At 59.8% G+C, this 22,703-nt stretch carries 23 protein-coding genes and 2 tRNA genes; 9 read left to right on the forward strand and 16 right to left on the reverse strand.

Annotated elements, in window-relative coordinates; translation table 11 throughout:
- Positions 1-19 precede the first annotated feature (19 nt).
- Both HMPREF2822_RS10850 and HMPREF2822_RS13735 read right to left on the reverse strand, forming a co-directional pair.
- Positions 20-2,896 (reverse strand): vWA domain-containing protein, encoded by a 2,877-nt coding sequence (locus HMPREF2822_RS10850; RefSeq protein WP_070524557.1) that lies wholly within the window; start codon positions 2,894-2,896, stop codon positions 20-22.
- Positions 2,896-3,579: a PMP-22/EMP/MP20 family protein gene (locus tag HMPREF2822_RS13735; protein ID WP_012714759.1), complete on the reverse strand. Its 684-nt coding sequence runs from the start codon at positions 3,577-3,579 to the stop codon at positions 2,896-2,898. The genes HMPREF2822_RS10850 and HMPREF2822_RS13735 overlap by 1 nt, the downstream gene beginning before the upstream one ends.
- A gap of 418 nt (positions 3,580-3,997) precedes the next feature.
- On the opposite strand from HMPREF2822_RS13735, the gene HMPREF2822_RS10860 reads away from it, so the two are divergent.
- The 4 genes from HMPREF2822_RS10860 to HMPREF2822_RS10875 all read left to right on the forward strand — a co-directional run bounded on the left by HMPREF2822_RS10860 (position 3,998) and on the right by HMPREF2822_RS10875 (position 6,084).
- A complete protein-coding gene (locus tag HMPREF2822_RS10860) occupies positions 3,998-4,732 on the forward strand; it encodes a queuosine precursor transporter (protein ID WP_070444267.1) in 735 nt (244 codons plus the stop codon).
- A 125-nt stretch (positions 4,733-4,857) separates the two neighbouring features.
- Positions 4,858-5,067 (forward strand): type II toxin-antitoxin system RelB family antitoxin, encoded by a 210-nt coding sequence (gene relB, locus HMPREF2822_RS10865; protein WP_070524559.1) that lies wholly within the window; start codon positions 4,858-4,860, stop codon positions 5,065-5,067.
- Positions 5,068-5,069: 2 nt separating this feature from the next.
- Complete coding sequence (locus HMPREF2822_RS10870; protein WP_070444271.1) at positions 5,070-5,354, forward strand: type II toxin-antitoxin system RelE family toxin; 285 nt, start codon at positions 5,070-5,072, stop codon at positions 5,352-5,354.
- On the forward strand, positions 5,347-6,084 hold the full coding sequence (locus tag HMPREF2822_RS10875; protein WP_070524561.1) for a sortase family protein: 738 nt from the start codon (positions 5,347-5,349) through the stop codon (positions 6,082-6,084). Before HMPREF2822_RS10870 ends, HMPREF2822_RS10875 begins: the two co-directional genes overlap by 8 nt.
- On the opposite strand, the gene tgt is transcribed toward HMPREF2822_RS10875, so the two are convergent.
- The 3 genes from tgt to HMPREF2822_RS10890 all read right to left on the reverse strand — a co-directional run bounded on the left by tgt (position 6,072) and on the right by HMPREF2822_RS10890 (position 11,051).
- Positions 6,072-7,355, reverse strand: coding sequence for a tRNA guanosine(34) transglycosylase Tgt (gene tgt, locus HMPREF2822_RS10880; RefSeq protein WP_010188410.1), 1,284 nt, complete (start codon positions 7,353-7,355; stop codon positions 6,072-6,074). The two genes, HMPREF2822_RS10875 and tgt, sit on opposite strands and share 13 nt — an antisense overlap.
- A gap of 6 nt (positions 7,356-7,361) precedes the next feature.
- A complete protein-coding gene (locus HMPREF2822_RS10885) occupies positions 7,362-9,794 on the reverse strand; it encodes an MMPL family transporter (RefSeq protein WP_070524563.1) in 2,433 nt (810 codons plus the stop codon).
- Positions 9,795-9,887: 93 nt separating this feature from the next.
- Positions 9,888-11,051, reverse strand: a complete 1,164-nt coding sequence (locus tag HMPREF2822_RS10890) for an MFS transporter (protein ID WP_070524565.1) — start codon at positions 11,049-11,051, stop codon at positions 9,888-9,890.
- A 109-nt stretch (positions 11,052-11,160) separates the two neighbouring features.
- On the opposite strand from HMPREF2822_RS10890, the gene HMPREF2822_RS13555 reads away from it, so the two are divergent.
- Positions 11,161-11,328, forward strand: coding sequence for a hypothetical protein (locus HMPREF2822_RS13555; protein ID WP_167595823.1), 168 nt, complete (start codon positions 11,161-11,163; stop codon positions 11,326-11,328).
- A 48-nt stretch (positions 11,329-11,376) separates the two neighbouring features.
- Here HMPREF2822_RS13555 and HMPREF2822_RS10895 read toward each other — a convergent pair.
- The 4 genes from HMPREF2822_RS10895 to HMPREF2822_RS10910 form a co-directional block, all read right to left on the reverse strand.
- Positions 11,377-11,467: transfer RNA gene (locus HMPREF2822_RS10895), tRNA-Ser, on the reverse strand.
- A 91-nt stretch (positions 11,468-11,558) separates the two neighbouring features.
- Positions 11,559-11,756 (reverse strand): CsbD family protein, encoded by a 198-nt coding sequence (locus HMPREF2822_RS10900; RefSeq protein ID WP_046648854.1) that lies wholly within the window; start codon positions 11,754-11,756, stop codon positions 11,559-11,561.
- Positions 11,757-11,872: 116 nt separating this feature from the next.
- Positions 11,873-12,316, reverse strand: a complete 444-nt coding sequence (locus tag HMPREF2822_RS10905) for a nucleoside deaminase (protein WP_070524629.1) — start codon at positions 12,314-12,316, stop codon at positions 11,873-11,875.
- A gap of 34 nt (positions 12,317-12,350) precedes the next feature.
- Positions 12,351-12,854, reverse strand: coding sequence for a tRNA adenosine deaminase-associated protein (locus HMPREF2822_RS10910; protein ID WP_070524567.1), 504 nt, complete (start codon positions 12,852-12,854; stop codon positions 12,351-12,353).
- Between the two features lie 39 nt (positions 12,855-12,893).
- Between HMPREF2822_RS10910 and HMPREF2822_RS10915 the strand changes: the two genes are divergently transcribed.
- Positions 12,894-13,922, forward strand: coding sequence for a prephenate dehydrogenase (locus HMPREF2822_RS10915; RefSeq protein ID WP_070524568.1), 1,029 nt, complete (start codon positions 12,894-12,896; stop codon positions 13,920-13,922).
- Between the two features lie 455 nt (positions 13,923-14,377).
- Here the strand turns inward: HMPREF2822_RS10915 and HMPREF2822_RS10920 are convergent, their stop codons facing one another.
- The 5 genes from HMPREF2822_RS10920 to HMPREF2822_RS10940 all read right to left on the reverse strand — a co-directional run bounded on the left by HMPREF2822_RS10920 (position 14,378) and on the right by HMPREF2822_RS10940 (position 17,986).
- Complete coding sequence (locus HMPREF2822_RS10920; RefSeq protein ID WP_070524570.1) at positions 14,378-14,566, reverse strand: hypothetical protein; 189 nt, start codon at positions 14,564-14,566, stop codon at positions 14,378-14,380.
- A gap of 62 nt (positions 14,567-14,628) precedes the next feature.
- Positions 14,629-15,732, reverse strand: coding sequence for a trypsin-like serine protease (locus HMPREF2822_RS10925; RefSeq protein ID WP_070524572.1), 1,104 nt, complete (start codon positions 15,730-15,732; stop codon positions 14,629-14,631).
- Complete coding sequence (locus tag HMPREF2822_RS10930) at positions 15,732-16,637, reverse strand: DUF418 domain-containing protein (protein ID WP_070524574.1); 906 nt, start codon at positions 16,635-16,637, stop codon at positions 15,732-15,734. Before HMPREF2822_RS10930 ends, HMPREF2822_RS10925 begins: the two co-directional genes overlap by 1 nt.
- Positions 16,638-16,753: 116 nt before the next feature.
- Positions 16,754-17,233: a hypothetical protein gene (locus HMPREF2822_RS10935; RefSeq protein WP_070524631.1), complete on the reverse strand. Its 480-nt coding sequence runs from the start codon at positions 17,231-17,233 to the stop codon at positions 16,754-16,756.
- A gap of 51 nt (positions 17,234-17,284) precedes the next feature.
- Entirely contained in the window at positions 17,285-17,986 is a 702-nt protein-coding gene (locus HMPREF2822_RS10940) for a type 1 glutamine amidotransferase domain-containing protein (RefSeq protein WP_070524576.1), read from the reverse strand.
- Positions 17,987-18,780: 794 nt separating this feature from the next.
- On the opposite strand from HMPREF2822_RS10940, the gene HMPREF2822_RS10945 reads away from it, so the two are divergent.
- The 3 genes from HMPREF2822_RS10945 to HMPREF2822_RS10965 all read left to right on the forward strand — a co-directional run bounded on the left by HMPREF2822_RS10945 (position 18,781) and on the right by HMPREF2822_RS10965 (position 21,157).
- On the forward strand, positions 18,781-19,245 hold the full coding sequence (locus HMPREF2822_RS10945) for a helix-turn-helix transcriptional regulator (protein ID WP_070683149.1): 465 nt from the start codon (positions 18,781-18,783) through the stop codon (positions 19,243-19,245).
- 15 nt (positions 19,246-19,260) lie between these two features.
- Entirely contained in the window at positions 19,261-20,265 is a 1,005-nt protein-coding gene (gene rhuM, locus HMPREF2822_RS10950) for a RhuM family protein (protein WP_070524580.1), read from the forward strand.
- 313 nt (positions 20,266-20,578) lie between these two features.
- On the forward strand, positions 20,579-21,157 hold the full coding sequence (locus HMPREF2822_RS10965) for a hypothetical protein (protein ID WP_141746440.1): 579 nt from the start codon (positions 20,579-20,581) through the stop codon (positions 21,155-21,157).
- Between the two features lie 218 nt (positions 21,158-21,375).
- Here HMPREF2822_RS10965 and HMPREF2822_RS10970 read toward each other — a convergent pair.
- Positions 21,376-21,451: transfer RNA gene (locus tag HMPREF2822_RS10970), tRNA-Arg, on the reverse strand.
- A gap of 166 nt (positions 21,452-21,617) precedes the next feature.
- Entirely contained in the window at positions 21,618-22,685 is a 1,068-nt protein-coding gene (locus tag HMPREF2822_RS10975; protein ID WP_070524588.1) for a GTP-binding protein, read from the reverse strand.
- Between the last annotated feature and the right edge of the window lie 18 nt (positions 22,686-22,703).

Consider the following 22,703-nt stretch of genomic DNA (forward strand, 5'->3'; position numbering starts at 1 on the left):
TGTGTGCTGCTCTGCCGGCTTAACCCTGGGAGCCAAATCCCGGGGCTGGGGGCCAGCCGCCGTTATTACCAGGGTTACCAGGATTGTCTGGGCGCTGCTGGCCCGGTTGGCCAAAGCTCGGGCCGCCGCCGAAACCAGATCCACCACCAAAGTGTGGTGCTCCGCCGAAGCCGGGGCGTCCCGGCTCTTCAGCGCGACCTGGCTGGTTCTGAGGTGACGGTCCGGAAGGCTGGGACTGGCCGAAACCGCCAGGTTGCGGCGCCTGCTGGCGCCCACCCGGGTGGGGAGCGCCCTGCTGCGGTCCACGTTGCGGCGGCGGACCGCTCGGCGGCTGGGAGCCGGGCTGGTTCTGCTGGACCGGCTGCCCCGGTTGGCCTGCCTGCGGCGGCGTCTGTGCCTTCTCAGCCTTTTCGGCTGGGAATTCGACTTGGTCAAAGAGTTGCAGGGCCTGGCGGCTGATCTCCTTCGACATCTCGTCGTATGCGCTGGCCTGTGCCAACGTATCGATGGTCATGACAATCTCGCCAGAATCGCGGTCCTTCTTGTTACCGATGAAGAACCACGTGTTCTGCACCGCAAGCGGCAACACTGCCCGGTAACCGGACTTCTTGCCCTTGCCGGAGATAGTGCCATCGCGCTGGACCTCCACGTGGGCGGCAGTGAAGGGGCTCAGTCCCATCTTTACCTTGGCATCATTGCTGCCCAAGCGGGCAGAACGTGCAGAGGCTTCCACCGGAACGGCACCCTGGAACTCATCCTTGGACACCGCAAACGGGCGGCCGGTGTCGGTACGCACGAGGTTCGCACCATCACGGCGTACCGGGATGGTCTTCGTAAACATGCGGGGCTTTTCCGGAATGCGGCCGCTAAACCACTTCATGAAGTACAGAAGGGCCAGCGGAATCAGCAGTGCCAGCAGTACCGCCAAGACAAAGGAGAGGCCGAAAGCAGACTTGCTCAGTGGTGCGGTCATGGAGCCCTGCAACGTCAGCGGCAGCTCCATCTGCTGGTTGTCCTCAGCAGACTGCAGGTTAATGACCGGCTCCACGCGCAGTGGTCCATCCGCCATCTCTTCCACGCTGAGAGTCACCGGGATGGTTGCCTTCTCATCCTTGGAGAGCTCGAGTGCGGAATCTTCCGAGTTGTGCTGAGAACTCACTGCAACGGAAGGAACTCCCGCGGGAAGCATTCCGCCATCAGAATCCATGGTCTGGTCTGCCACCCACACCTTGCCGGGGCCGGTCACGGGAACGTCGACGGTAATCTCTTTCTCCGTCATGGTAATTGTCTGCGCCGAGCCCACCGTCGGCATATTGACCGGGGTAACCGTCAGCGGCGTTTCCGCGTTGATGGGATCCAGCTTCGAGCCCGGGCGCTCACCCGTTTCTTTGGTGGTGATCTCCACGCGGGTTCGCAACTGACCGGATGCCGCGTTTTCCACCTTGTCCAGCGGAATATCTACCTGCTGTCCATCGGTGATCGGCGCATTCTCTACAAGGGCGACCGGGGCGCCGTCCTCTGGTACGAACTCCGCATAGAGGGTTCCCTCACCCTCCAGCGCACGTGGCTCGCCCTTGCCATCGACCAACTGTCCCTTCAGGATCTGGTCCGAGTTAATGCCGCCTTCTACCTTGGCCCCGTCTTCGGTCTTGAGGTCCAGGTTAAGGCCCGGCACCATAACGACGGAAGCGAGGTATTCGCCGTCCGTACCCTCAGCCGCCTTGTAACCAAAAGTCCATGCTCCGGCCCAGGAATCGCCATCCTTTTCCATAGCGATATCAACCATGCCCGGCAGCTTGTTGTTCTCCGTCACGGAGACCTTCGCGCCAGCGACGCTCGTGGTATCGGGTTTAAGCTCCACCGTTTCGCCATCGGGACCAGTCAGGGTCGGAATGAGGTCGCCTTCACCCACCGAATTCTTCGGCACCGCGGACAAACGCACAGGGGACACGGAGTTATCAAGGACGAAATCAAACTGGTCCTTGAAGTTACCTTCCTTGGTTACGCCACCCGAGGTAGGGATGAGGTTACGGAAGGCCGCGAACAGCGCTGCTGGGTCCTCACCCGCGTCAAAGAATGCACCGTTCGGGGCACCCTGGCCACAGTCTTCACCCTCCGCCATGCGGGTGAGCTGGCGGACTTGATCCTGGGCTTCCGCAGCTGGCACGAGGCCCACGTTAAAGAGGCGGATATTGGAGTTACGGAACGCGGTGACAGAGGAATTGACCTCACACAGCTTGTCCTGCGCGCCCTGAAGATCGTTGGCCTCGGCGTCGGTGTAGTACTTACCATCGGTAAAGAACACGATGCCGCGGCAGCTACTACCTTGATGAGAAGCGAGTTCCTTCAACGCGCCTTTGTAGGCCGCGCCATAGTTGGTCTCTAGATCCGCAACGCGATCCTCCTTGCGGAACTTATCCAGTTCGCCCTGCAGGGCATCAGCGTTACCGGAGACATTGGTCCACCCGCCATACTCGGCAGGATCGCTGTAATAGTCGGATCCGAAGCCAGCGAGTTTCACGTTAATGTCTGCGCCGTTGTCTTCCCCGAGGTGGGCCAACTGCTTCACGATGTCCGCCGTGGCATCAACGCGGAAGGCATCGGCATCCGTCGGCTGCGAGCCCTCATAGCCCACCAAGGACGCTGATTGGTCAAGAACAAAGAGCAGGTCCGCAGACTTCTCGCTAGCAATACAGGAGCCAAAATCGGAGAGGTTCTTTTGTGAGACTTCTGAGAGCGCAGATTCGGAGCCGATTCCCTCAGGGCGCTCTTCCGGCTGAGCTTCTGGAGCTTCCGGAGGCAGCGGAGCATCCTGCGCCACCGCTCCCAGGCTGCCACCGAACCCAGTGATGGCCATCGCAGCGGATAAAGCAAGTACTCGTGTGAACTTCTTCATTAGGCGCCAACCGCCTTTCCTACGTAGAAGGCGATTTCCACCGCAGCGACAATGACAAGGACAAAACTTCCGCCCATGATGATGCGGTAAAGCAAAGTTTGCGTGGTGTCCTCAACATAAAACGTCTCGGCTTGGCGCTGCGTGTTCTTCAGCGTGTACAGGCCCAAGAGGATAAAGGACACGATTCCGGCCAGCAGCCATCCACCGATAGCTAGGACAAAGAACAGAGTCTGCGTCGGCGAAGCAATAAGCGGCGCAATGACCAAGAGGATCAGTGCGATAACTGCGGAAACGCCAGCAGCAATGAGCAGCGGCCACGGCCCCTTCGTCGGACTCGTCGGTGCTGCCACCTGACGGCGATAATCCGGTGCAGGCGAGGACTCACCAAAACCATCAGACGAGCCCGGCGCACCAAAAGAGCCACCTGCCCCTGAACTAGGGTTAGCCCCCGCAGGGCTTCCCGGGGCAGAGCCGAAACCGGAGCCCCGACCAAAATCAGTACCGGAGGAAGGCTTCTGCGCTGGGGTCTGGGCAGGATTCTGTGCTGGATTCGGGGCACCAAAACCACCGGGACCCCCAGCCCCACCGGGCGCGCCGAACCCGGAACCTGCACCTGGCTGATCAGCCCCTTGCGGCGGGCGCCCGCCAAACTGTGGCGACGAGCCTGGGGAACCAAACGTCATATCGATGACCTTCCCTTAAACGAAGTTGGGCCACCGGCGAACCTGGTACCTTCCCCATCTAGCGACGCAGAAGGTAGAAGATCCGCCGGAAAGCTCTAAGGACCAGAAACCAAGGTAGCCGCACCCCCTGACATGACGTGTCTTTCTCTGGCCTCGAAATTCGAACGCGCCCGAATCTCTTCGAGCGCGCGCCATGCACACAATAGACAGGAAACGTTCAGGGAATACGAAAACGTTGCAAGCAAAAGAATGCCATACTGCGTGCATTATTTCTGCCCAGTTCATAGATCTTTATGGGCACAGCACCGAGAGCGCACCCCCGAAACAGCCAGTTCCGCTGCAGGTTCTCAGGAAACAGCCGGGTGAGGGAGCACTCCCCATTTCTGCTTCCCCCAGTTTCGTGGAAAAATGCTGTTCCATGACAACTCAATCGGCAACCGCAACCACCACAAACGGTGGCGAGAGCATCCGATTCATCCCGGTACATTCCACCTTGTACCCGTGGCTGGTCGCGGTGTTCGTCGTTACCTTCCTCATTTCGAACATCAACGCCACGAAGGGCGTCCAGCTCGGCCCACTCATCACCGATGGCGCCTTCTTCCTCTTCCCCATCGCCTATATCGTGGGCGATGTTCTCTCTGAGTGCTATGGCTTCAAGTCCACCCGCCGCGCCGTTTATATCGGTTTCGCCATGGCGCTTCTGGCCGCAGTTTCCTTTTATATTGCAATTTGGCTGCCCGCGGCTGATTTCTACGAAGGTCAGGAAGCCTTCGCCGCCACGCTGGGCCTCGTCCCGCAAATCCTGCTGGCTTCCCTCGTCGGCTACGTCGTGGGCCAGCTGCTCAACTCCTTCACCTTGGTCAAGATGAAGGCCCGCTCAGGCGAGAAGGGTCTCATCGCCCGCCTTGTTGCTTCCACCGTCGTCGGCGAATTCGGCGATACCCTGCTGTTCTGCGCCATCGCAGCACCGGTCATCGGCATCGATTCCTTCAGTGGCTTCCTGAACTACGTCATCGTGGGCTTCCTCTGGAAGACCGCCTGCGAGGTCATCATGCTTCCGCTAACCACGCTGGTTATCTCCTGGGTCAAGCGCCGCGAGGATTACGCACCTATCGACGAGGCCGAAACCTCTACGGCAACACAGCCTCAGTAACAGCAACAGCTACCCGTCCCGAATTTTCACCCCCTTGGCACACACTGTGCTGAGGGGGACTATTTCTCTCTTCCCTTTACTCTCCCCATTGAATACAATGTATTCACGATGGTTAAGGAGGAAATATGGCTACTTTGACAATTCGCATGGATGATAACGACGCTGAACTCGTTCGAAATCTAGCCACATTTGAAGGCCGTACAATATCTGATTTTGCCCGAGCAGCGCTTTTAGAACGGGTCGAAGACTACTACGACCTTCAGGAACTGCGCGCAGCAATGGCAGAGGATTCTGACGAACGGTTTAGCCTTAATGAGGTCCTCGAGGATCTCTAAAGATGCCGGAGAGAATTACTTCATATCACGTCGAATTCACGTCGAAAGCCCGCAAACAGCTAAAGAAGTTTGACCGATTCGATGCGCGAATCATCGTGACGTGGATCCAAAAGAACCTCGAAGGCTGCGAAGACCCTCGAGCTCTCGGAAAAGGGTTGACTTCAAACCGTTCAGGCGAATGGCGCTATCGGGTCGGTTCTTACCGCATTCTGGCGTACATCCACGACCAGAAAGTAACGATTGAGGTATTCGCTATTGGCCACCGGAAGGACATCTACGATGCATAAGCATCGACGAACTTCACTCCTCCCTATCCTTGGCCTGGCCACAGCCTTAAGTCTTGTGGCGTGCTCGGGGACGGAAGAAGACCCGTCGCCTGAAACGACGAGCCACGCGGCACCGGAAACGACGGCGGTGAGCAGTGAGGCGTCGCCAAGCACAGCACCCAGCACCACCCCTACCCCGCCGCCGCTCAATGAGGGCCCGGCACCCGCACTGACCGGCACGTTTGAGATGGACGGCCCAGCCACCATCACGGGCGCGACCTATGACTCAATGCCCTTCGTCGTGCCCCTCAACCCCGCAGGGCCGCAAGAGACCATGGTGCGCTGGGTCCAGGACTGGGGTGAGTCACCCGCCACGGCGGAGCAGGGCACCACCTACGTGTTGGGCCATGCCTGGGGCCAGCAGAAACTGGTATTCAACCCCTTCTCCGAAGTGGTCACCGCCGACGTTGATCTGAACAACCCCACCACCGTGGAGGGCCTCGACGGGGCGCAGGTGCAGCGCTTTACGACGCCCATCCTCAACGGCTCCCACATCCGCATGACCTCCGAGGGCGGTGCCGGGCGCGAGTGGATCGTGGATAACGCCTTCCTGGTTGATAAGGAGCAGCTGGGCAGCGACGCCGACCTCATGAATACCGAGGTCCCCGGGCGTATCGTGCTCATTGCGTGTGCGGTGGACGGCACATCAGACTTGGAGTACAACGTCATCGTCACCGGTCACTTGGCGTAATAGCGCCCCAGGAATTCATCGCGATAAGCCTCGTAATAGCCGCCGTCGATGGACTCCCGAATGTTATCTACCAGGCGGATCATGAACTCCAGGTTGTGGATGGTGCACAGCGTGCCAGCCAAGAATTCCTTGGCTTTGAGCAGGTGGTGGAGGTAGGCGCGGGAGTAATTCTCCGACACATAGCCGCCGAATTCCTCATCCACACCAGCAAAGTCACGCTTGAAGCGTGCATTGGTGAGGTTCATGCGGCCATCAAGGGTGTAGACGCCACCGCGGCGCGCCAGGCGGGTCGGCGCCACGCAGTCGAAAGTATCGGCACCAGCCTCAACGGCGGTAAAGATGTCATCCGGTTCAGAGATACCCAGCAGGTGCCGGGGCTTATCGACGGGCAACTCATCGCATACCCAGCCCACAATCGTGCCCAGGTTCTCCTTCTCCAATGCGCCACCGATGCCGAAGCCACCGAATCCGCGACGGCCATTCGCTTCGGCGCGATCGGAGAGCTCCACCAGCCCGCGCGCGGCCTGACGGCGCAGGTCCTCATACTGCGCGCCCTGCACCACGCCCCACAGGGATTGGCGCGGTTTCTGCGGGCCGCGGGCGAGCGTCAACCGGTCGTGCTCATCCAGGCAGCGCTGCGCCCAGCGGCGCGTGCGCTCGACGGATTCCTCCTGGTAGGTGCGGGTATCCACGAGCGTGGTGAGCTCATCGAAGGCAAACATAATGTCCGCGCCCAAGCCATGCTGGATCTGCATGGAGACCTCTGGGGTGAAGCGGTGTGTGGAGCCGTCGATGATGGATTTAAAATCCACGCCATCCTCATCGACCTGCGCCATACGCTCCTTCTTGGCCGCACGGATATCGGAGTCCGTTAGGTCCGCCACGTCCATGGCGAGGACCTTTTTGAAACCCACGCCGAGGGACATGACCTGGAATCCGCCTGAGTCGGTATACGTCGGCCCATGCCAATTCTCGAAGGCAGCCACGCCACCGGCCTCGTCCACGATGTCGTGGCCCGGCTGCAGGTAGAGGTGATAGGCATTGGACAAGATAGCCTGGGCTCCGGTGAGGCGAATCTGCTCCGGGGTCAGCGTCTTCACCGTGGCCTTGGTGGCCACCGGGATGAAGGCCGGGGTCTGGATATCACCGTGCGGGGTATGGATAACACCGGTGCGGCCGTGCTTTCCCGGTTGTGCTGGACCGCTTAAATCTAGCTCCTTCTTCACGTCGAAGGAAAGGTCGGTCTCAAGCTGCGGCTTAGGGTGAGTCATAGGGAACTATTCTACGGGCTGCGCTGCCTTATCCTCTGCTTCACGGGATGCTGCCGCGTGTTTGCGCTCCCATTCTTCTTCCAACGCCGTGCCCTCGATGTCGAGCTGTGGGATCAGCTTGTCCAGCCACTTCGGCATCCACCAGGTGGTGTGCCCCATGAGGAACATGGTGGCGGGGACAAGCGACATGCGGACTAGGAAGGCGTCGAAAAGCACGCCCGCCGCCAGCGCGAAGCCGAAGATCTGGATGAAGGGCAGCGGCTGGCTGATAAAGGCCACGAAGACGGAAATCATGATGATGGCCGCGGCGGTGACCACGCGGGCACCGGCGGTAAAGCCGGCGATGGTGGCCTCATCATTGGCGTTGTACTTGCTGTACTTGCCACCGCTGCCCTGCGGGTAGCGGGAGAAGTGCTCACGCATGCGGGTGACCAGGAAGACCTGATAGTCCATGGCTAGGCCGAAGGTCACGCCGATGAGGAAGATGGGCATGAAGGAAATCAGCGGGCCCGGCGCGGGCACCAGGCCGGTGAGACCGTCCTGCCACACCAGCACGGTCAGGCCGAAGGCACCGCCGACGGAAAGCAGGAAGCCTAAGCCCGCCACCAATGGGACCAAGATGGAACGGAACACCGCCAACAGCAGGAAGATGGCCAGGCCTACCACGATGGCAAGGTATGGCCCCATGGCTTCCTCAAGGCGCTCGGTGATATCGAGCTGCACCGCAGTCAGGCCTGTCATGCCGATCTCGGCACCGGTGGCATCCTCCAGCTCCGCGCTGGCGGTGCGCAAAGCGGAGGCGGTGCCAACCGTGGCCTCATCCGTCGGCGCGGTAGTGGGACTGACCATGATCTGCGCTGCCTTCATATCCTTGCTCACGCCCACCAACTGGGCGTGCTTGACCCCGCCGACCTGGTTCAGGCGCTGCACGGAATACATAAAGGAAGAAAGAGCGGCCTTCTTCTGCTCATCCTCTTCGCCCTCCTGACCCTGGATATAGGGCTGCAAAGCCGCGGAATCCGGGTTGGCGTTAGCGCCATCCACGATCACTAAGAAGGGGCCGTTGATGCCGGGGCCGAAGCCCTCGGACAGCAGGTCCGCCGCCTTGCGCTGGGTGGTATCCGGATTAGACGTGGTATCCGCCGGAAGCGCCAGCTCCATGTGCAGAACCGGAGCGGTCAAAGCACCGAGGCCGAGCACCACCAAGGCCATGACGACACCGGGGACACGCTGCACCGTGCGCACCCAACGGTTGCCCATCGTTGGTTTCGTGCGGCGCGGTCGGCGCTTCGTGGGGTTGCCGGCCACGCCGGGGATGCGCCCGGCGAAGGCCTTATCACCGAGCAGGCCCAGCATCGCGGGCACCAAGGTCAGCGCCACAAACACGGCCATGAAGACCGTGCCCGCAGCCGCCAGGCCCATCGCCGTCAAGAAACTAATGCGTGCCACCAGTAGGGCGAAGAGCGCGATGAAGACCGTCGCACCGGCAAAGACCACCGAGGAACCCGCCGTACCAACGGCCATGCCGGCGGCATCCGGCCCGTCCATGCGGGAGCGCTCCTGCCGGTAACGCGACATGATGAACAGCGCATAATCGATGCCCACGGCCAGGCCAATCATGACGGCCAGCACCGGGGTGAGGTTGTTGAGCTCCATCCAGTGGGTCGCGATCATGACGCCCATCGCACCGAGCCCCACCCCCACAACCGCGGAGATAAGCGGCATGCCCGCGGAAGCCAAGGAACCGAAGGTAATGATGAGGACGATAAACGCCACGGCCAGGCCGATGACCTCAGAAATCGAGTTGACCTGGATTTCATCACCGAAGCCTGCGCCGCCGGCCTCTACCTCCAAGCCCACCGCACGGCCGATATCCATGGCCTCATGGACCACGTCTTTATCCGCGGGGTCCACCGAATAGGGGCTTTCCGCATCAAAGTCGAAGGTGGTGTAGGCAATCGTCTCATCGGCATTGACCATGGCCAGGTTGTCGGCATCCGCCCGCGCGGTCTCCTCCGGCAAACCCATGGAGGTGAACTGCTCAATGACCTGCTGCTGAAGTGCTGGCGATACCTCAAGCGGGTTACCCCAGCGCTGCTGGCTGCCCTCTGGGATATCAAGGCCTTCAGCAATGTGGTGCACCACGTCCTCGACAGCTTCTTTGTTCTGCGGATCGCTGAGCTTCTGCCCTTCCGGGGCCTTGAAGACGAGGTTGACCGACGGCGCATTGGCCGGGTTACCGTTCTCGGGGAAGAGCTCCACCGCGCGGCGGGTGGCATCAATAGCGGGCGTGCCGCTGATGGAGTACTCCGTGGTCATCGGCTTCATCAAGCTCAAGGTCGCTCCGCCTGCAGCCACCACGATGAAGATCCAGGCGATGATGACCTTCCATCGGTTGATGTAAGACCAACGGCCTAGGTGGTAAAGCAGCTTTGCCACGGAAATTCCCCTTCACATGCGCGATTATTGCTCGCGGAAGCTTTGGTGGTGGACACGAATGTGCACCAGTTTAACCAGTTGGGCTGTGAAGCCCTAACGGTATCGCACGCCCAGCTGGGCACCAGGATGAGATGAAAGCGCCGCGAAAAGAATCATTCCAAGCGGGGTACCGGCAGTAAAGACCAGCTGATCCTTTGTAGCGAACTGGTGCACCAGACCATCATCCCCCAAAGACTGCCCGAGAGAATCCCACGCAATACCTGCAGCAGTCATCGACAAGGACGCAGCAGCACCAACTGCGGCGATGAGCACGAAGACAGAGGAGAATGCCAAAGCCAGGATCTGCCCGGCCAAAAGAATCAGCATCAGGATTTGCAAGGTGCTAAAACGCACCCGATCTAATGCCTTCAGAATTGTTGCGGCTGAGCCAAACAGCGAACCGACCGCAAGCGCAGTTGCCATAAACCCCCACGACTTTTCGTCGAAAGTATTCATAATCCATGTAGGTCCAGCACTTCCCAGGAAGCCGTTGACCACTGCCGCGACCAGCCAAGTACCGAGTCCTACCCGCACCCAGCTCGGGAGTGTTGGAGACGCAAGAGGTTTGTTCGAAGTCGATGAACCTGCGCTGTCCGGTCCTGGTTCAACCGCTGCGCCATTAGAGCTTTCGCCTGCTGGTTCGCTACGTACTGAGAGAAACGGAAGAACAAAGAGCATGGCCACGAGGAAAGTGGCGCCGTCGATAAGCAATACCGTGTTAAATCCCAAGGTGAGCACTGCCGCTGTACCGATGAGGGGGCCGGCGATAAACAGCACATCACCAAGCATCGACAGGGTTCCGTTGACGCGGGTGCGCTGCTCATCGGAAAACAGCTGCGACAAGAGGCTAAACCTTGCTGGCCCAAAGAATGACGAGGCACAACCGTACACACAGCTTGAGAGCGCGAACGCAGCAATAGAATCGCCGCGAGCAACCACCCACGCCACGAGTCCCCACTGCGCCAACATCCGAACGACATCACTACCCTGCATCCAGGCCACTGGCCGGTGAGGTGGCGGCAGCTTTCGGACCACTAAAGAACTGACGAAGCGGCCCGCCCACAGCGCGATAAGCACCACCGTCAAGCCGCGCCCCGACGGATCTACTCGGTGTGCCTGAAGCGCAAAAGCAATCGGGATGAGGCCGTCACCTAACCCGGAAACGACAGCGGCTGCGAAGACGAGCGAGAACGTAGATCTGAAAGAAAGACTATTCATCAACCTCAACGTCTTATAGTGTTACACATCATAGTATTCCCGCATAGAGAGTCAGGACACCCCCTGCCCCACCAGAGTTTTATCCGCTGAAGTGCTCTAGGAGACCCCCATGTCTACTTTCGTCATCGTTGCCATCGCGGCCATCCTTCTCATTTCTATCCCAGCAGGCATGATGAGCCGGCGGATTCACAAACGCACGGAAGACCACGACCCCGAGGCACGCCAAGCCGCGCTAGATTTCCAAAGAGATGTTGATAGAGGGCGGGCCGGCTTCTAAAACACAAAAAGACCGGCACCCCAGAGCTAAAAACTGGAGTGCCGGATCTGGCGGTGGCGGCGGGATTTGAACCCGCGGTTGGGGGTTACCCAACAATCGCTTTCGAGGCGATCACCTTCGGCCGCTCGGACACGCCACCGCGTTCCAGATTACGGGAGTCGTCCCGAGCGACAAAATCGCTGCCCACACCACGCGGCGCGGACAGCGATTCAGCTAGATGAGGCTAGGAATTAGTCCTTGAGGTTACCGATAACCTCGTTGGCCTTATCCTTGACGCCCTCAACGGCGTCGGAAGCCTTCTGCTTAGCCTCGGAGGTGACCTGGTCGGCCTTGCCCTCGTTCTCCAGCTTCTCGTTATCGGTCAGGCCGCCAGCGGCTTCCTTAGCCTTGCCAACGAACTCGTCCTTCTTGTTCTCGAAATCACCCATGGTTTTCTCCTTACTCTCTACTTCTCTCACGTGGGACTCTCTACTTCTCTCACGTGGGCCACCAAGCCTACACCCGAACTGGAAGGCGGCTCCGGGGCCACTAACCCGCTCAGGGGCTAAGCGCCGCTGCCGCGAAGACCCCCGAAGAAGCCCGTGAGCAGCTCCGCGCACTCCTCCTCCAGCACGCCGCCGCGTACCTCGGGAACGTGGAGGGCACCGGGGGCGCGGAGGACGTCGACAAGCGAACCGCACGCCCCCGTCTTCGGCTCAAAGGCACCAAAGACTACCGAAGACACCCGGGAAGCCTGAATCGCGCCAGCGCACATCGCGCAGGGCTCCAAGGTGACAACCAGCTCGCAGCCTTCCAGCCGCCAGCCATCGCCATACACTCGCACCGCTTGGCGGATGGCTTCCACCTCTGCGTGTACTGTTGGGTCATCCAGCTGTTCGCGGCGATTAACGCCGGTGGCGAGTTCGTTGCCGGAGGCGTCGTAAAGCACGGCACCCACAGGGATATCCCCCGCCGGCGTCGTGCGCGCGACCTCTAAGGCGCGGCGCATGCGGGCCTCCGCGCGCACCAGCCCCTCCGCTGGTTTAAGAATCATCCGAGTCAAGGCCGTCGATGAAATCCTCTAGCTCATCGCCAAAGCCCAGCTCGCCGGCGATGCGCAGGAGCATGTCAGAAGGCCAGTCCTCATCGTTATCGATGATGTAGCCCAACTGGTTCTCATCGAGGCCGAGGTCAGCGAAGATATCGAAATCGCCGTCACCGTAGGGGTCGGCGTCCTCCCACTCGTCCTCGTCCAAATCCGGGATATCGATATCGCGCAAGTCCAGGAAATCCGCGGCGAAGTCGTCTTCGGAGGCGTAGGTGGCGTCGGAAAGCAGCATGCGCACATCCCCCGGAACCGGGCGCACGACGACGAAATAATCATCTTCCACGCACAGCAGCGCGAATGCCGCCCCCTCGGAACGCAGGTTGCGCACCGCTTTGATGGAGGTGTTGACGTCGGTGAAGTCATCCTTGAAAGGGCGAATCACCCAGCCGCCTTCGGCACTGGCGACGGTGATGGCAAAGGACAGATCGTCGTGGCTCATACCTCGTCAGATTAGTCGGGTTGTGCCACAATTGTCACCGTGAGTTCTCAAGATGTTCAACGCCCCGTCTGCATTATCGGCCTCGGTCTCATTGGAGGTTCCCTCCTGCGTGACCTAGCTGCTGCACGCCATTCCGTGTACGGCTACAACCACTCCACCTCTGGTGCCCGAACGGCCATTAAGCAGGGCTACGACGTCACCGATGATCTGCCGGCCATCCTGCACCGGGCCGAGGAAGACAACGCGCTTATCGTCGTCGCGGTGCCCATGGATGCGGTTGCCTCGGTCCTCGATTCCATTCAGGAACACGCCCCGAGCTGCGGCTTGACGGACGTGGTCTCGGTCAAGACCGAGGTGCGCCAGCTCGTTGTGCAGCGCAACATGGAGTCGCGCTATGTGGGCGGCCACCCCATGGCCGGGACCTCCAAGTCCGGCTGGGAGAACTCCCACACCGGGCTGTTCAACCGCGCTGCCTGGGTTATCACCTATGACTATGCCGCCGAGTGCGACGCGCGCGGCGAGCGCATCCCCGCCGAGTGGGAGAACATTTTTGCGGACGTGGTCCGCATGACCCAGATGGTTCACGCGGAGGCGGTTCCGGTGCGCGTGGCTAACCACGATGCCGCGGTCGCCCGCATTTCGCACCTGCCACACGTGTTGGCGGAAACCCTCGCGGTGGTCGGCGATAATGGCGGCATCCTGGCGCAGTCCTTGGCGGCTGGCTCCTTCAAGGACGGCACGCGCGTGGCGGGTACTCGCCCGGACCTGGTGCGCCAGATGTGCGAGACCAACTCGACTGCGCTGGTCCAGGCCCTCGACGAGGCCCTTGAGTTGCTGCAGGATGCGCGCGAATCGCTGGCCTCGGATGAGCCTTCCATCGCCGCGCTTGCCGACGCTGGCTTCCGCGCCCGCACCCGCATCGAAGCCCGCTCCGGGGCTCGCAAGGAATCGGTCTCCCCGGTGAAGATCTCCTCCCGCCCGGTCTTGCGCATGCACCCGGGTGCGCCGAACTGGGTGGCGCAGCTGCGCCAGACGGAGTCTTTGGGCGGGCGCATCGAGATTTTCTAACCCGTTGGCGAGCTTCCAGCCCTGACCTTCTGCCCTTAATCGGTAGTTTCCCAACGGGTTCCCCTCACCCGGTTCCAGTCAAAAGGTTTGTTTGCCCCCAAACGAACCTTCTACCTGGCTAAAGATGGTTTACCTGCCCCCAGAGGAACCTTTTGACTGGAGACTTCTGAGTGAAGCCTTTTGTAGGAGTGCTGGCCAGTGGGCAGCAGCAGTCAGCAAAAGGCATCTTGCAAACGGCATCTGTCAGAAGGCGTCTGTCAAGAGGCGTTTTCTCGCCTGAAAACGCCTTTTAGATCCTGCAGGTGGCGTTTTTGGCCCCAAAGATGCCTTCTAGCGGATGCCTTTTGTGGGGCGCCATTTGTCGACGGTTTGTGGGGTGCCATCTAGCGACCGACCGTGGAGGAGCGTGCGCGGCGGCGTCGGGCGGCGTAGTGCGGTGGCGTGGGGTGGGACGCTTAGTCGCGGAAGGTGTCGTCGCGGCGCTTGCGGGCTAGAGACTCGTCGCGAGTCATGCCAAGCAACGGGTAGCCCGCCAGGCCCACCGCGAGGCCCACCGGCAAGAGCCAGAGCATACCGGAGGCCAGCCACAACACCACCCCGAGAATGACACCAGCGATCAGACACGGAACGAGTTTCTCCTTCATGGAGATTCAGCCTAGCCGCACCATGGCTCTGGGCATATCAGGCGCAAAGTCCAGCAGTTATTTTAGCGTGTGCCCTTGCGGCGAAGAACGCGTGAGGCGATGGCGACAACCACCAGTCCTGCCACCCCAAAGATGCCGGCGCGCATGGCATAGGGCTCGCTGACCTGCATGGTTTTCGGAGGTTTCGGGGAGTTATCGGCATTCAACACACCATCAGTGTCGCGGCCACTGGTGACGTCCTCAATCCAGTCGCGGACCTCAACCACGGATGTAATCGCCGCGGTTGGGGAAGGCAGATCCGGATCCGCATTAGACGTTCCGGCCGTAGCTACGCCCACGAGGCGGCCGTTGACGAAGAACGGCCCGCCCGAGTCGCCGCCCTGCATGCCTTCGCCATTGAGGGACTTCACGTCCATGATGGCAGCCGCAATCATCGGGCCTACTCCCCCAAGCTCACCGGCGGGAATGCTTTCCGCGCCGTCAGGTCCAACGGCAATATCTGGCATGTCGCCGCCCTTCATCACCTGGGGCGCATCGGACGAACCAGGGGCGGGAGCGACCATTCCACCGGGGGCAGGCACTGCCATGTCACCAGGAGCCATAGCCCCGGAATCTCCTGGCGCCACCGGCGTCATCTTCTCGCCGGATTCATCTGGGCTTGCCGGCGGGGTGCCGCCGGAGAGCAGTTCGCCCACTTCCATCTCGGCTATCGGTAGCTGGCCTTTGCGGGCCATGCGGGAGCTACTACTCCAGCCGTAGAAGTGCCCTTTCTCGCCGGCGGTGGGGACCGCATCCGCGAGCTTGGCGGGCTTAACGCCCTTGACGGGCTCGGTCAGGTGCATGAGGCCGGCGTCGATAGTCGGCGAAACAGCCCAGGAGTCCACGTCATAGACGCGGGTGTCCTTGCCCTGGCCAAAGCGGGCCTGCGAGCCCTCGTTGTTGACGGACTCCAAGCAGTGGCGGGCGGTCAGCACCCACTGCTCAGCCACCAGCGTGCCGGTGCAATCGCCGAAGTTTCCGATTTTGCCCATGCGCAACGCAGCCACGGCGGCGCTTTCCTCCGAGTGAGGTGCGGGCTGGGCGAATTCCAAGGCCATGGCCGGCGCAGCGCCTAGCCCCACGACCAGAGAGCTGGCCACGACAGCAGTTATCTTTCGTGCCACCATTACGCGGCCACCTCCTTGATTGCCCAAGCCACGGCCCTCTCGGCCGGGCCCTTTCCACAGAACTTCTTCCACAGCGCGCTCAACAGTAGGAACGCGAGCACAAAGCCCACTGCCGCCATGGTGTTGTGTAGGGAGACGTGTGCTTGCCAGTAGCGAGCGGTGAGAATGTGCAGGATATAGATGGTCAACGACATCGAGCCCAATGCCGCGAAGGGGAAGGTCAAGCGCGGCAGGTGACGGCCAATGATCAGGCACAGGTGCAGCACCACCGCGGTGACCGCCACGGAGAGAAGGATTTCACCAAGCACACCCGTATGCCCGGTAAAGCGCAGCCAGCCGGCGATATCCGGGTTAAAGCGCTGCCACAGGCCGATGCCAGTAACGACGACGGCCACCGCGGTCGTGACGATCTGGGTGCGGGTGGGGCGGGTGAGGTAGACGTCGTAAAGCAGCATGCCCGCCACCATGTACGCCAGGAATGCCACGAGGGGGTAGACCTGTGGGAGTGTGTACGGCGCGTAGAGCACCGTGGCGCCCGCAGTAGCCAGCGCGAAGAGCAGGACCTTCCAGCCGGTGGCCAGCGGCGGCACCCAGGCGGTGAGAGCCATGGCCGCGCCCATGACCACGAGCACCACCTGAATCTCACCGCCGACGGGCAGCAAGGCCAGACCAATGAGCATGATGAGGCAGCCGCGAGCCACCAGCTTCATGAACACCCGCAGCGAGTAGTCACGGGCGAGGATCATCATCGTGGCACCTGCAATGATGGCGAACCCCGCCGCCGGCAATCCGGAGAGCACCACTTTGACACCCCACACCAGGTTGGCCATGTGCAGGATGATCATCCCGATGATGGCCAAGGAACGTGCAATATCGAGACCCACTATTCGGGCATGCGCTGACACCTATTCATCTCCTTGCAGTCAAAAACGTTTAAAGACCGACCAGTGGCTCTGGCCGGTCTTTTTATTTGTGTTCGTTTTCAGCCCTGCGTTTCACCCAGCGCTGCGTGATATGCATCTCAGCGAATGAGCGTGATGGCTTGGTCCCCGTTCACAAGGTAGATGCGCTGCGGCGTTACGGAGGCAGCAGGATCCACCTTCACCATTACTGGGCTCGCAAGAAGTTTCATGATGGCCCCGTCCGATTGTGGGCCAAAGCAGACGTGATCCGATATCAAATCCCACGTGATATCTATCTGACCAGCCTCATTGCTTTCAAAGTGGAAACCGGCGATATCGCAGGAGAACTCCATGACCTGATCCCTAAAGTTCACATAAAAAGATTCCGGCTGTTCCGCGGACTTCCACTCAGAATTCTCCACGAACTCCATCTGCTGTGCATTAACGGTAACTAAGCCCGAGGGCACGCTAGTAACGATGTTTCGTTGTGAGGATCCAGCTTCCGCTATACCTGAGCTCCCTGGCAGATCCGAGGAGCCAGCCAAAGACAACAGAGAGGAAAAGAAAAGCAAGATAGCGGAGAGAATCGCTTGAATCATGGGCACCATTATATCCCCCGCTGGCGGGCCCACCGTGCGATCCTCCAGTACTTACTTGCCCAAGTCCTCCAGGATGCGCTTAGCCAGATCAGCCGAAGACTGCGGGTTCTGGCCAGTGTAGAGGTTGCCGTCCACAACGACGTGGGAGCTCCAGTCTTCCGCTGCCTTGTCATACTTGACGCCCGCGTTCACAAGCTCACTCTCCAGGAGCCACTTCGCATTCTCCGCAAGCCCAGTGGATTCTTCCTCGGTGTTGGAGAAGCCAGTCACGTTCTTGCCGGCAAAGGCGTTGGTGCCATCGTCGTTCTTCGCTGCCAGAAGTGCGGCCGGTGCATGGCACAGCAGAGCGAGGGGCGTGCCGGCGGCGAGGCGCTGCTTCAACAGCGCACCAGAGGCGGCGTCGCCGGCCAAGTCCTCCATGGGGCCGTGGCCACCTGGGTAAAAGACCACGTCATAGTCTTCCTCGTTGACATCCGCCAAGGCCTTTGGATTATCGAGCTCATCCTTGATGGACTCAAGGTAGGAACGAATTTCCTGAAGTTCCTCGGGCTCACCGGCCCCTTCACCAAGGCTCATTTCATCCAGCGTCGGCGCTACCGCGTTGGGGGTAGCGATGGTGATGTCCCAGCCGGCCTCGCTAAACAGGCGGTGCGGAACGGCAAGTTCCTCAGCCCAGTACCCAGTCGGGTGAACGGAACCGTCCTTCTGTGTCCAGCCATCTGCCGCACTGACGACGAACAATACGCTAGTCATTTTTAATCTCCTTCACATCACGGTTTCGGTTAGGCGCCCCACTATGTCAGAAAACTCGGATCTGTGCCGTTAGTGCGGTGGCGGGACTGCAAGAGAAGGGGCCTGCTGACGGCGAGCAGTAATACACTGCCGCCAATCATTCACCGTCGCGTAGCGCCCGAACTCTTTATTCAATGCCTGCGACATCTCGGCTAAGTCCCGATTAATCTGCGGCAGGTCTGACTCATCGTTAACCTCGATGGCAAGACACGGGGACGCGGGCACTTTGCCTCGTCACAGTAGTCATTCTGGTCTATCTCCTCATGCGGATTGGGAACCCCCACACAAACCATCAGACACTCTCCTCTTCCGCTTTCTTGGCGAGCAGATCTGGTTTCTTGTTCTTTAGTCAGCATTTCCTCTTCCTTGCTTCCGATGCCAGGCGCGCCTAGGCGGCCGCGATTCCGACGTTGATACGGGTGCTGTTTGCCGCCTGCATGACTTGGACGAATGTCGGGAGACTTGGTGTCCGCTTTTCGGAGTCCTTGCACCGCCCGGAGTGAGATCCCTAGGTTTCGGGCTAGAGCTTCGCCACTTCCTAGCTGCTGTTCTTCTCGATTTTTGTCGAGAACTTCAGGACGGATTCGGTACTTCATTTCTCGGTTCACCTCCTTGCGCATTTTGATTTGCGTAGCGCACCTTGGGTTTCGTAACCCGGATTGCGCAAGCTCAATCACAAAGAAGTTCCGTTTTAGCTGGAAAGTACGGGGCTGCGCAACTCGCGCAATGTTGCCATATTGCGCATAATGGGCCACATGGAAGCGCACAAAGCATGGTTCTCACGACTCACTAGAGAGGCCTCCGGACGGCAGGCCGCAATAAAGGCCGGCATTAGCATCTCGACCCTTAACCGGCAGCTCGCAAAGGATGAGATTTCGGCGGATTACGTGATCGCACTCGCTCGTGCGTATGGCGCTTCTGTAACTGCGGCGCTTGTAGCTACCGGCTATCTGCGTCCGCATGAAACTTCATACCAATCTCTAACCGATGTGGCCGAAGTCCTAAGCGATCAAGCACTCATTCGCGAGCTGGCCCGACGTATCGACTCGGATCCGTCGGCTTGGTTCGGAACCTTTGCAGAGCTCACAGAGGACGGACCAGATGTCCAGGCCGAGGTTTACGATTTGGACGACCAAGGCAGAAATGACCGGATCAATGCCGACCTGGAGCCAGTGGCTGCCCAGGAGGCTACGGATCCTCTTGAGGAAAATCAGCCCTAGCGAAAGGAGGAAAGTATGCCTACCCCAGATCAAATAGCGCTCTACACCACTGATGATGGAAAAGCCCAGGTAAGACTTCAGCTCAAAGAAAACACTGCATGGCTTAATACTGCTCAAATGGCAGAACTCTTTGACGTCGGTGCACCGGCAGTCAACCATCACATTCGCGAAATTCTCCGCGATGGAGAACTGGACCAAGCTACATGTAAAAAACTTTTACAACAGCCAGGTCAGGACAGGTCTACGAACCACTACAACCTCGACATGATCCTCGCAGTGGGATACCGCGTCCGAGGACCACGCGGCACCCAATTTCGAAAGTGGGCGACCGAGGTTCTCCGCGAATATCTCATCAAGGGTTTCGCACTTGACGACCAACGGCTCAAGAATGACGGTGCCGACACGCACTTCGATGAACTACTCGAGCGAATCCGTGAGATTCGCGCATCGGAACGACAGTTCTTCCGCAAGATTTGTGACGTCATTTCCGAGACAAGTGCTGACTACGAAGAGCGTAGGAGCTTCGATGATGTCCGTAATTTCTTCGCCAACCTGCAAAACCGACTGCACTACGCAATCCACGGCTCCACGGCTGCAGAACTCATCTACGAGCGTGCAGACCACATGAAACCAAACGCCGGTTTGACCAATTGGCAGGGAGAGCGACCACATGCAGCCGATGTCATCATCGCCAAGAACTACCTCAATGACGCCGAGCTACGTCGGTTAAACCGTCTCACAACGATGTACCTGGACTACGCCGAAGATCAATCAGAAATGGGCAAGACCCTCCTGCTCAAAGACTGGGAGCGAAAGACGGCGCAATGGCTGGAGTTCAACGAACGTGAGCTGCTTCAGGGGTTCGGAAAGCGAAACAAGAAGCAAGCCGACTCCAAGGCCAAGGCCGAGTGGAAGGCCTACCTTCAACGTCTCGACCAAGAAGCAAATGAAATCGATATGCGCCAGCTTGAAAGCGAAGTCAAAGCCCTGCAACAACGACACCACCACAAGCCTGAATGACAACCACCCATTTCCCTAAAAGGAGCCCACCATGTTCCCTATCAAGGAGCGCTTACACCTCCTGGTTGCGTAGGTAGGGTCCGGAAAGCTCGACATGAGGTTCAACGCCTGTTGCCACCGCTCCACGAACACAGTCATCGTCCGCACGGGCCTCGACCCTGCCACGCGGGCATGCGCCATCGCCGCCGAACTAGGCGTCACGCCGCGGCTCCTGACCATCTAGATGCAGCTCTGGGAGTCCGGCAGGATTCTTGCTTATGGGCGCACTAGCCGCATGATCCTCTAACCACTCTCAACTCCCAATGAACCACCCATGAAAAAGCTATTCCCTGTCCTGACCGCGGCCACTCTCCTCGTTGCCGGCTGCTCCATCTCCGGCGACACCCCGGCCACCTCGACGAGCGCGACGAGCTCCACAACGAGCACGTCGACATCGACAAGCTCGAGCAGCACCACCGCAACATCGACCAGCATGGCCACCTCGACCACCGAGGAACCCACCGCGGAGGCCGCAGCCCCCACCACCGCGCAATCCGAGGAACCCTACGTCGTCCAGTGCCTCGAGGGCACACCCGGCCCGGCACTCTGGCCAGACGGAACCACCGCCTACTCCGATTGGTGCTGGCAGCAGATGGGTGGCGCTGCCAGCGCTTCCGCCGAGGGAGCTGCCGGATTAACTGGTAGCGCGCCAATCGGCGGCAGCTACGCGGGCTATGACACCGAAGTCGAGATGTGCGCAGCACACCCCGAATATCCGGCCTGCAACGGCGGCGTCGATCTCCCCATGACCTACACGCCTACCTACAACCCCAACAGCGGCGATGGCTACGGCCCCAGCCAGCAATTGCCACCCCTGTGCGTCCGGTTCCCCTCCGAATACGGACCCTGCTAACCAACAACGCGACACGCCGCAAATCCACACGAAATGTCCCTTAAGGGCTTAAGCCAGATACCAGGTCGGATGTTTGCAATCCGTTTGCAGGGTGTTTGCACCGCGTTTGCACCCACTTCGGTTTACCTGGGATTACTCGGGTCTACTTTTAGGCGACTAAAACGCGAAGAAACCCCCAGGCTATCCGGTGTTTATGCCGTTTAACCTGGGGTTTTAGGTGGTGCGCCCGGAGGGATTCGAACCCCCAACCTTCTGATCCGTAGTCAGATGCTCTATCCGTTGAGCTACGGGCGCAGTCCGTTGGTTTGCAGTGCTTGACGCCGGAGCGTGTGCGCTCTGCTGTGCAACGAGGAATAACTATACCCACACTCCAGAGAACTAACAAATCCCGATGTCAATGCATGTTTTCGCCCCAGGGAATGGGCATAGCAATTCACCCCGTGTTCACCTTAATGACGAGCTAGACAAGGGCGGCGACTTCGGCGTCGGAAAGCACGGCGTCATTGAAAGCCTGCAGGGTGGACTCGTGATCGAAGTCGATTCCGATGAGCACCAACTCCGTGCCGGGAGTAACCCCGTTGGCCGCCCACAATGACGCCGGCATAATCTGCAGGTTGGGCCCTGCTTGCTGCCAGGCATGAGCCACGCGCAGGTCGGTGTCAATCCAGCAATAACCTTTCGAACGCACCAGGCCGGTGCTGCCCCTCAACGCAGCCAGCAGGCGTTTACGATTGAAAGGCCGATCGGAGCGGAAGACCACGGAGGAAATGCCGTATTCCTCAGTTTCCGGCGTGTGCGGGTTAGCCAGTTCCTCGGCGTAGCCGTGGTAGGCCGCGGCGGTTGCGGTGTCATAAAGATGGGCGTCAAGGACCAGCGCAGGGTCGATAACCCCGTTGGTTACGGGCACGACGCGAGCGCGGGGGTTCATGGCGCGCACGGTGGCGATGACGCGTTCGGTTTCGGCGGCCTCCACCAGGTCCGTCTTCGTCACGAGAATGAGATCGGCGAATTCGACCTGGTCCACAAGCAGGTCGGCGATGGTGCGGTCGTCATCAGGCGTGGCCTCGATATTCTCAGAGACCAAGCTGCGGCCACGGCGTAATTGAGAAAGGAACGTGGAGGCATCCACGAGGGAGACCATGGTGTCGATGGGGGCAACGTCGGCAAGCGTGGCGCCGTCTTCAAACTTCCACTCAAAGGTGGCGGCGACGGGCATGGGCTCGGAAATACCGGTGGATTCGATGACGATTTGATCGAAACGGCCGGAACGGGCCAGCTTGCCGACGGACTCAATAAGATCCTCGCGCAATGTACAGCAAATGCAGCCGTTGGAGAGCTCAACGAAGCGGTCTTCGCCGCGTTCAAGATGACCCTCGCCAGCGACGAGGGCGGCATCGATATTGACCTCGGAGAAGTCGTTGACAATGACTGCCAGCTTGCGCCCCTCGCGATTAGCCAGCAGGTGGTTGAGAAGGGTGGTTTTTCCGCTGCCTAAAAAGCCGGACAGCACGGTAACGGGTGTAGCCATCCCGTAATGATAACGTTT

The sequence above is a fragment of the Corynebacterium sp. HMSC062E11 genome, assembly GCF_001811845.1.
GTDB lineage: Bacteria > Actinomycetota > Actinomycetes > Mycobacteriales > Mycobacteriaceae > Corynebacterium > Corynebacterium hesseae.

Bases quoted from the DNA above. Each gene is read 5' to 3' on its own strand.
- HMPREF2822_RS10850 (WP_070524557.1), bottom strand. From the start codon at position 2,896: ATGAAGAAGTTCACACGAGTACTTGCTTTATCCGCTGCGATGGCCATC.
- HMPREF2822_RS13735 (WP_012714759.1), bottom strand. From the start codon at position 3,579: ATGACGTTTGGTTCCCCAGGCTCGTCGCCACAGTTTGGCGGGCGCCCG.
- HMPREF2822_RS10860 (WP_070444267.1), top strand. From the start codon at position 3,998: ATGACAACTCAATCGGCAACCGCAACCACCACAAACGGTGGCGAGAGC.
- relB (WP_070524559.1), top strand. From the start codon at position 4,858: ATGGCTACTTTGACAATTCGCATGGATGATAACGACGCTGAACTCGTT.
- HMPREF2822_RS10870 (WP_070444271.1), top strand. From the start codon at position 5,070: ATGCCGGAGAGAATTACTTCATATCACGTCGAATTCACGTCGAAAGCC.
- HMPREF2822_RS10875 (WP_070524561.1), top strand. From the start codon at position 5,347: ATGCATAAGCATCGACGAACTTCACTCCTCCCTATCCTTGGCCTGGCC.
- tgt (WP_010188410.1), bottom strand. From the start codon at position 7,355: ATGACTCACCCTAAGCCGCAGCTTGAGACCGACCTTTCCTTCGACGTG.
- HMPREF2822_RS10890 (WP_070524565.1), bottom strand. From the start codon at position 11,051: ATGAATAGTCTTTCTTTCAGATCTACGTTCTCGCTCGTCTTCGCAGCC.
- HMPREF2822_RS13555 (WP_167595823.1), top strand. From the start codon at position 11,161: ATGTCTACTTTCGTCATCGTTGCCATCGCGGCCATCCTTCTCATTTCT.
- HMPREF2822_RS10900 (WP_046648854.1), bottom strand. From the start codon at position 11,756: ATGGGTGATTTCGAGAACAAGAAGGACGAGTTCGTTGGCAAGGCTAAG.
- HMPREF2822_RS10905 (WP_070524629.1), bottom strand. From the start codon at position 12,316: ATGCGCCGCGCCTTAGAGGTCGCGCGCACGACGCCGGCGGGGGATATC.
- HMPREF2822_RS10910 (WP_070524567.1), bottom strand. From the start codon at position 12,854: ATGAGCCACGACGATCTGTCCTTTGCCATCACCGTCGCCAGTGCCGAA.
- HMPREF2822_RS10920 (WP_070524570.1), bottom strand. From the start codon at position 14,566: ATGAAGGAGAAACTCGTTCCGTGTCTGATCGCTGGTGTCATTCTCGGG.
- HMPREF2822_RS10925 (WP_070524572.1), bottom strand. From the start codon at position 15,732: ATGGTGGCACGAAAGATAACTGCTGTCGTGGCCAGCTCTCTGGTCGTG.
- HMPREF2822_RS10935 (WP_070524631.1), bottom strand. From the start codon at position 17,233: ATGATTCAAGCGATTCTCTCCGCTATCTTGCTTTTCTTTTCCTCTCTG.
- HMPREF2822_RS10940 (WP_070524576.1), bottom strand. From the start codon at position 17,986: ATGACTAGCGTATTGTTCGTCGTCAGTGCGGCAGATGGCTGGACACAG.
- HMPREF2822_RS10945 (WP_070683149.1), top strand. From the start codon at position 18,781: ATGGAAGCGCACAAAGCATGGTTCTCACGACTCACTAGAGAGGCCTCC.
- rhuM (WP_070524580.1), top strand. From the start codon at position 19,261: ATGCCTACCCCAGATCAAATAGCGCTCTACACCACTGATGATGGAAAA.
- HMPREF2822_RS10965 (WP_141746440.1), top strand. From the start codon at position 20,579: ATGAAAAAGCTATTCCCTGTCCTGACCGCGGCCACTCTCCTCGTTGCC.
- HMPREF2822_RS10975 (WP_070524588.1), bottom strand. From the start codon at position 22,685: ATGGCTACACCCGTTACCGTGCTGTCCGGCTTTTTAGGCAGCGGAAAA.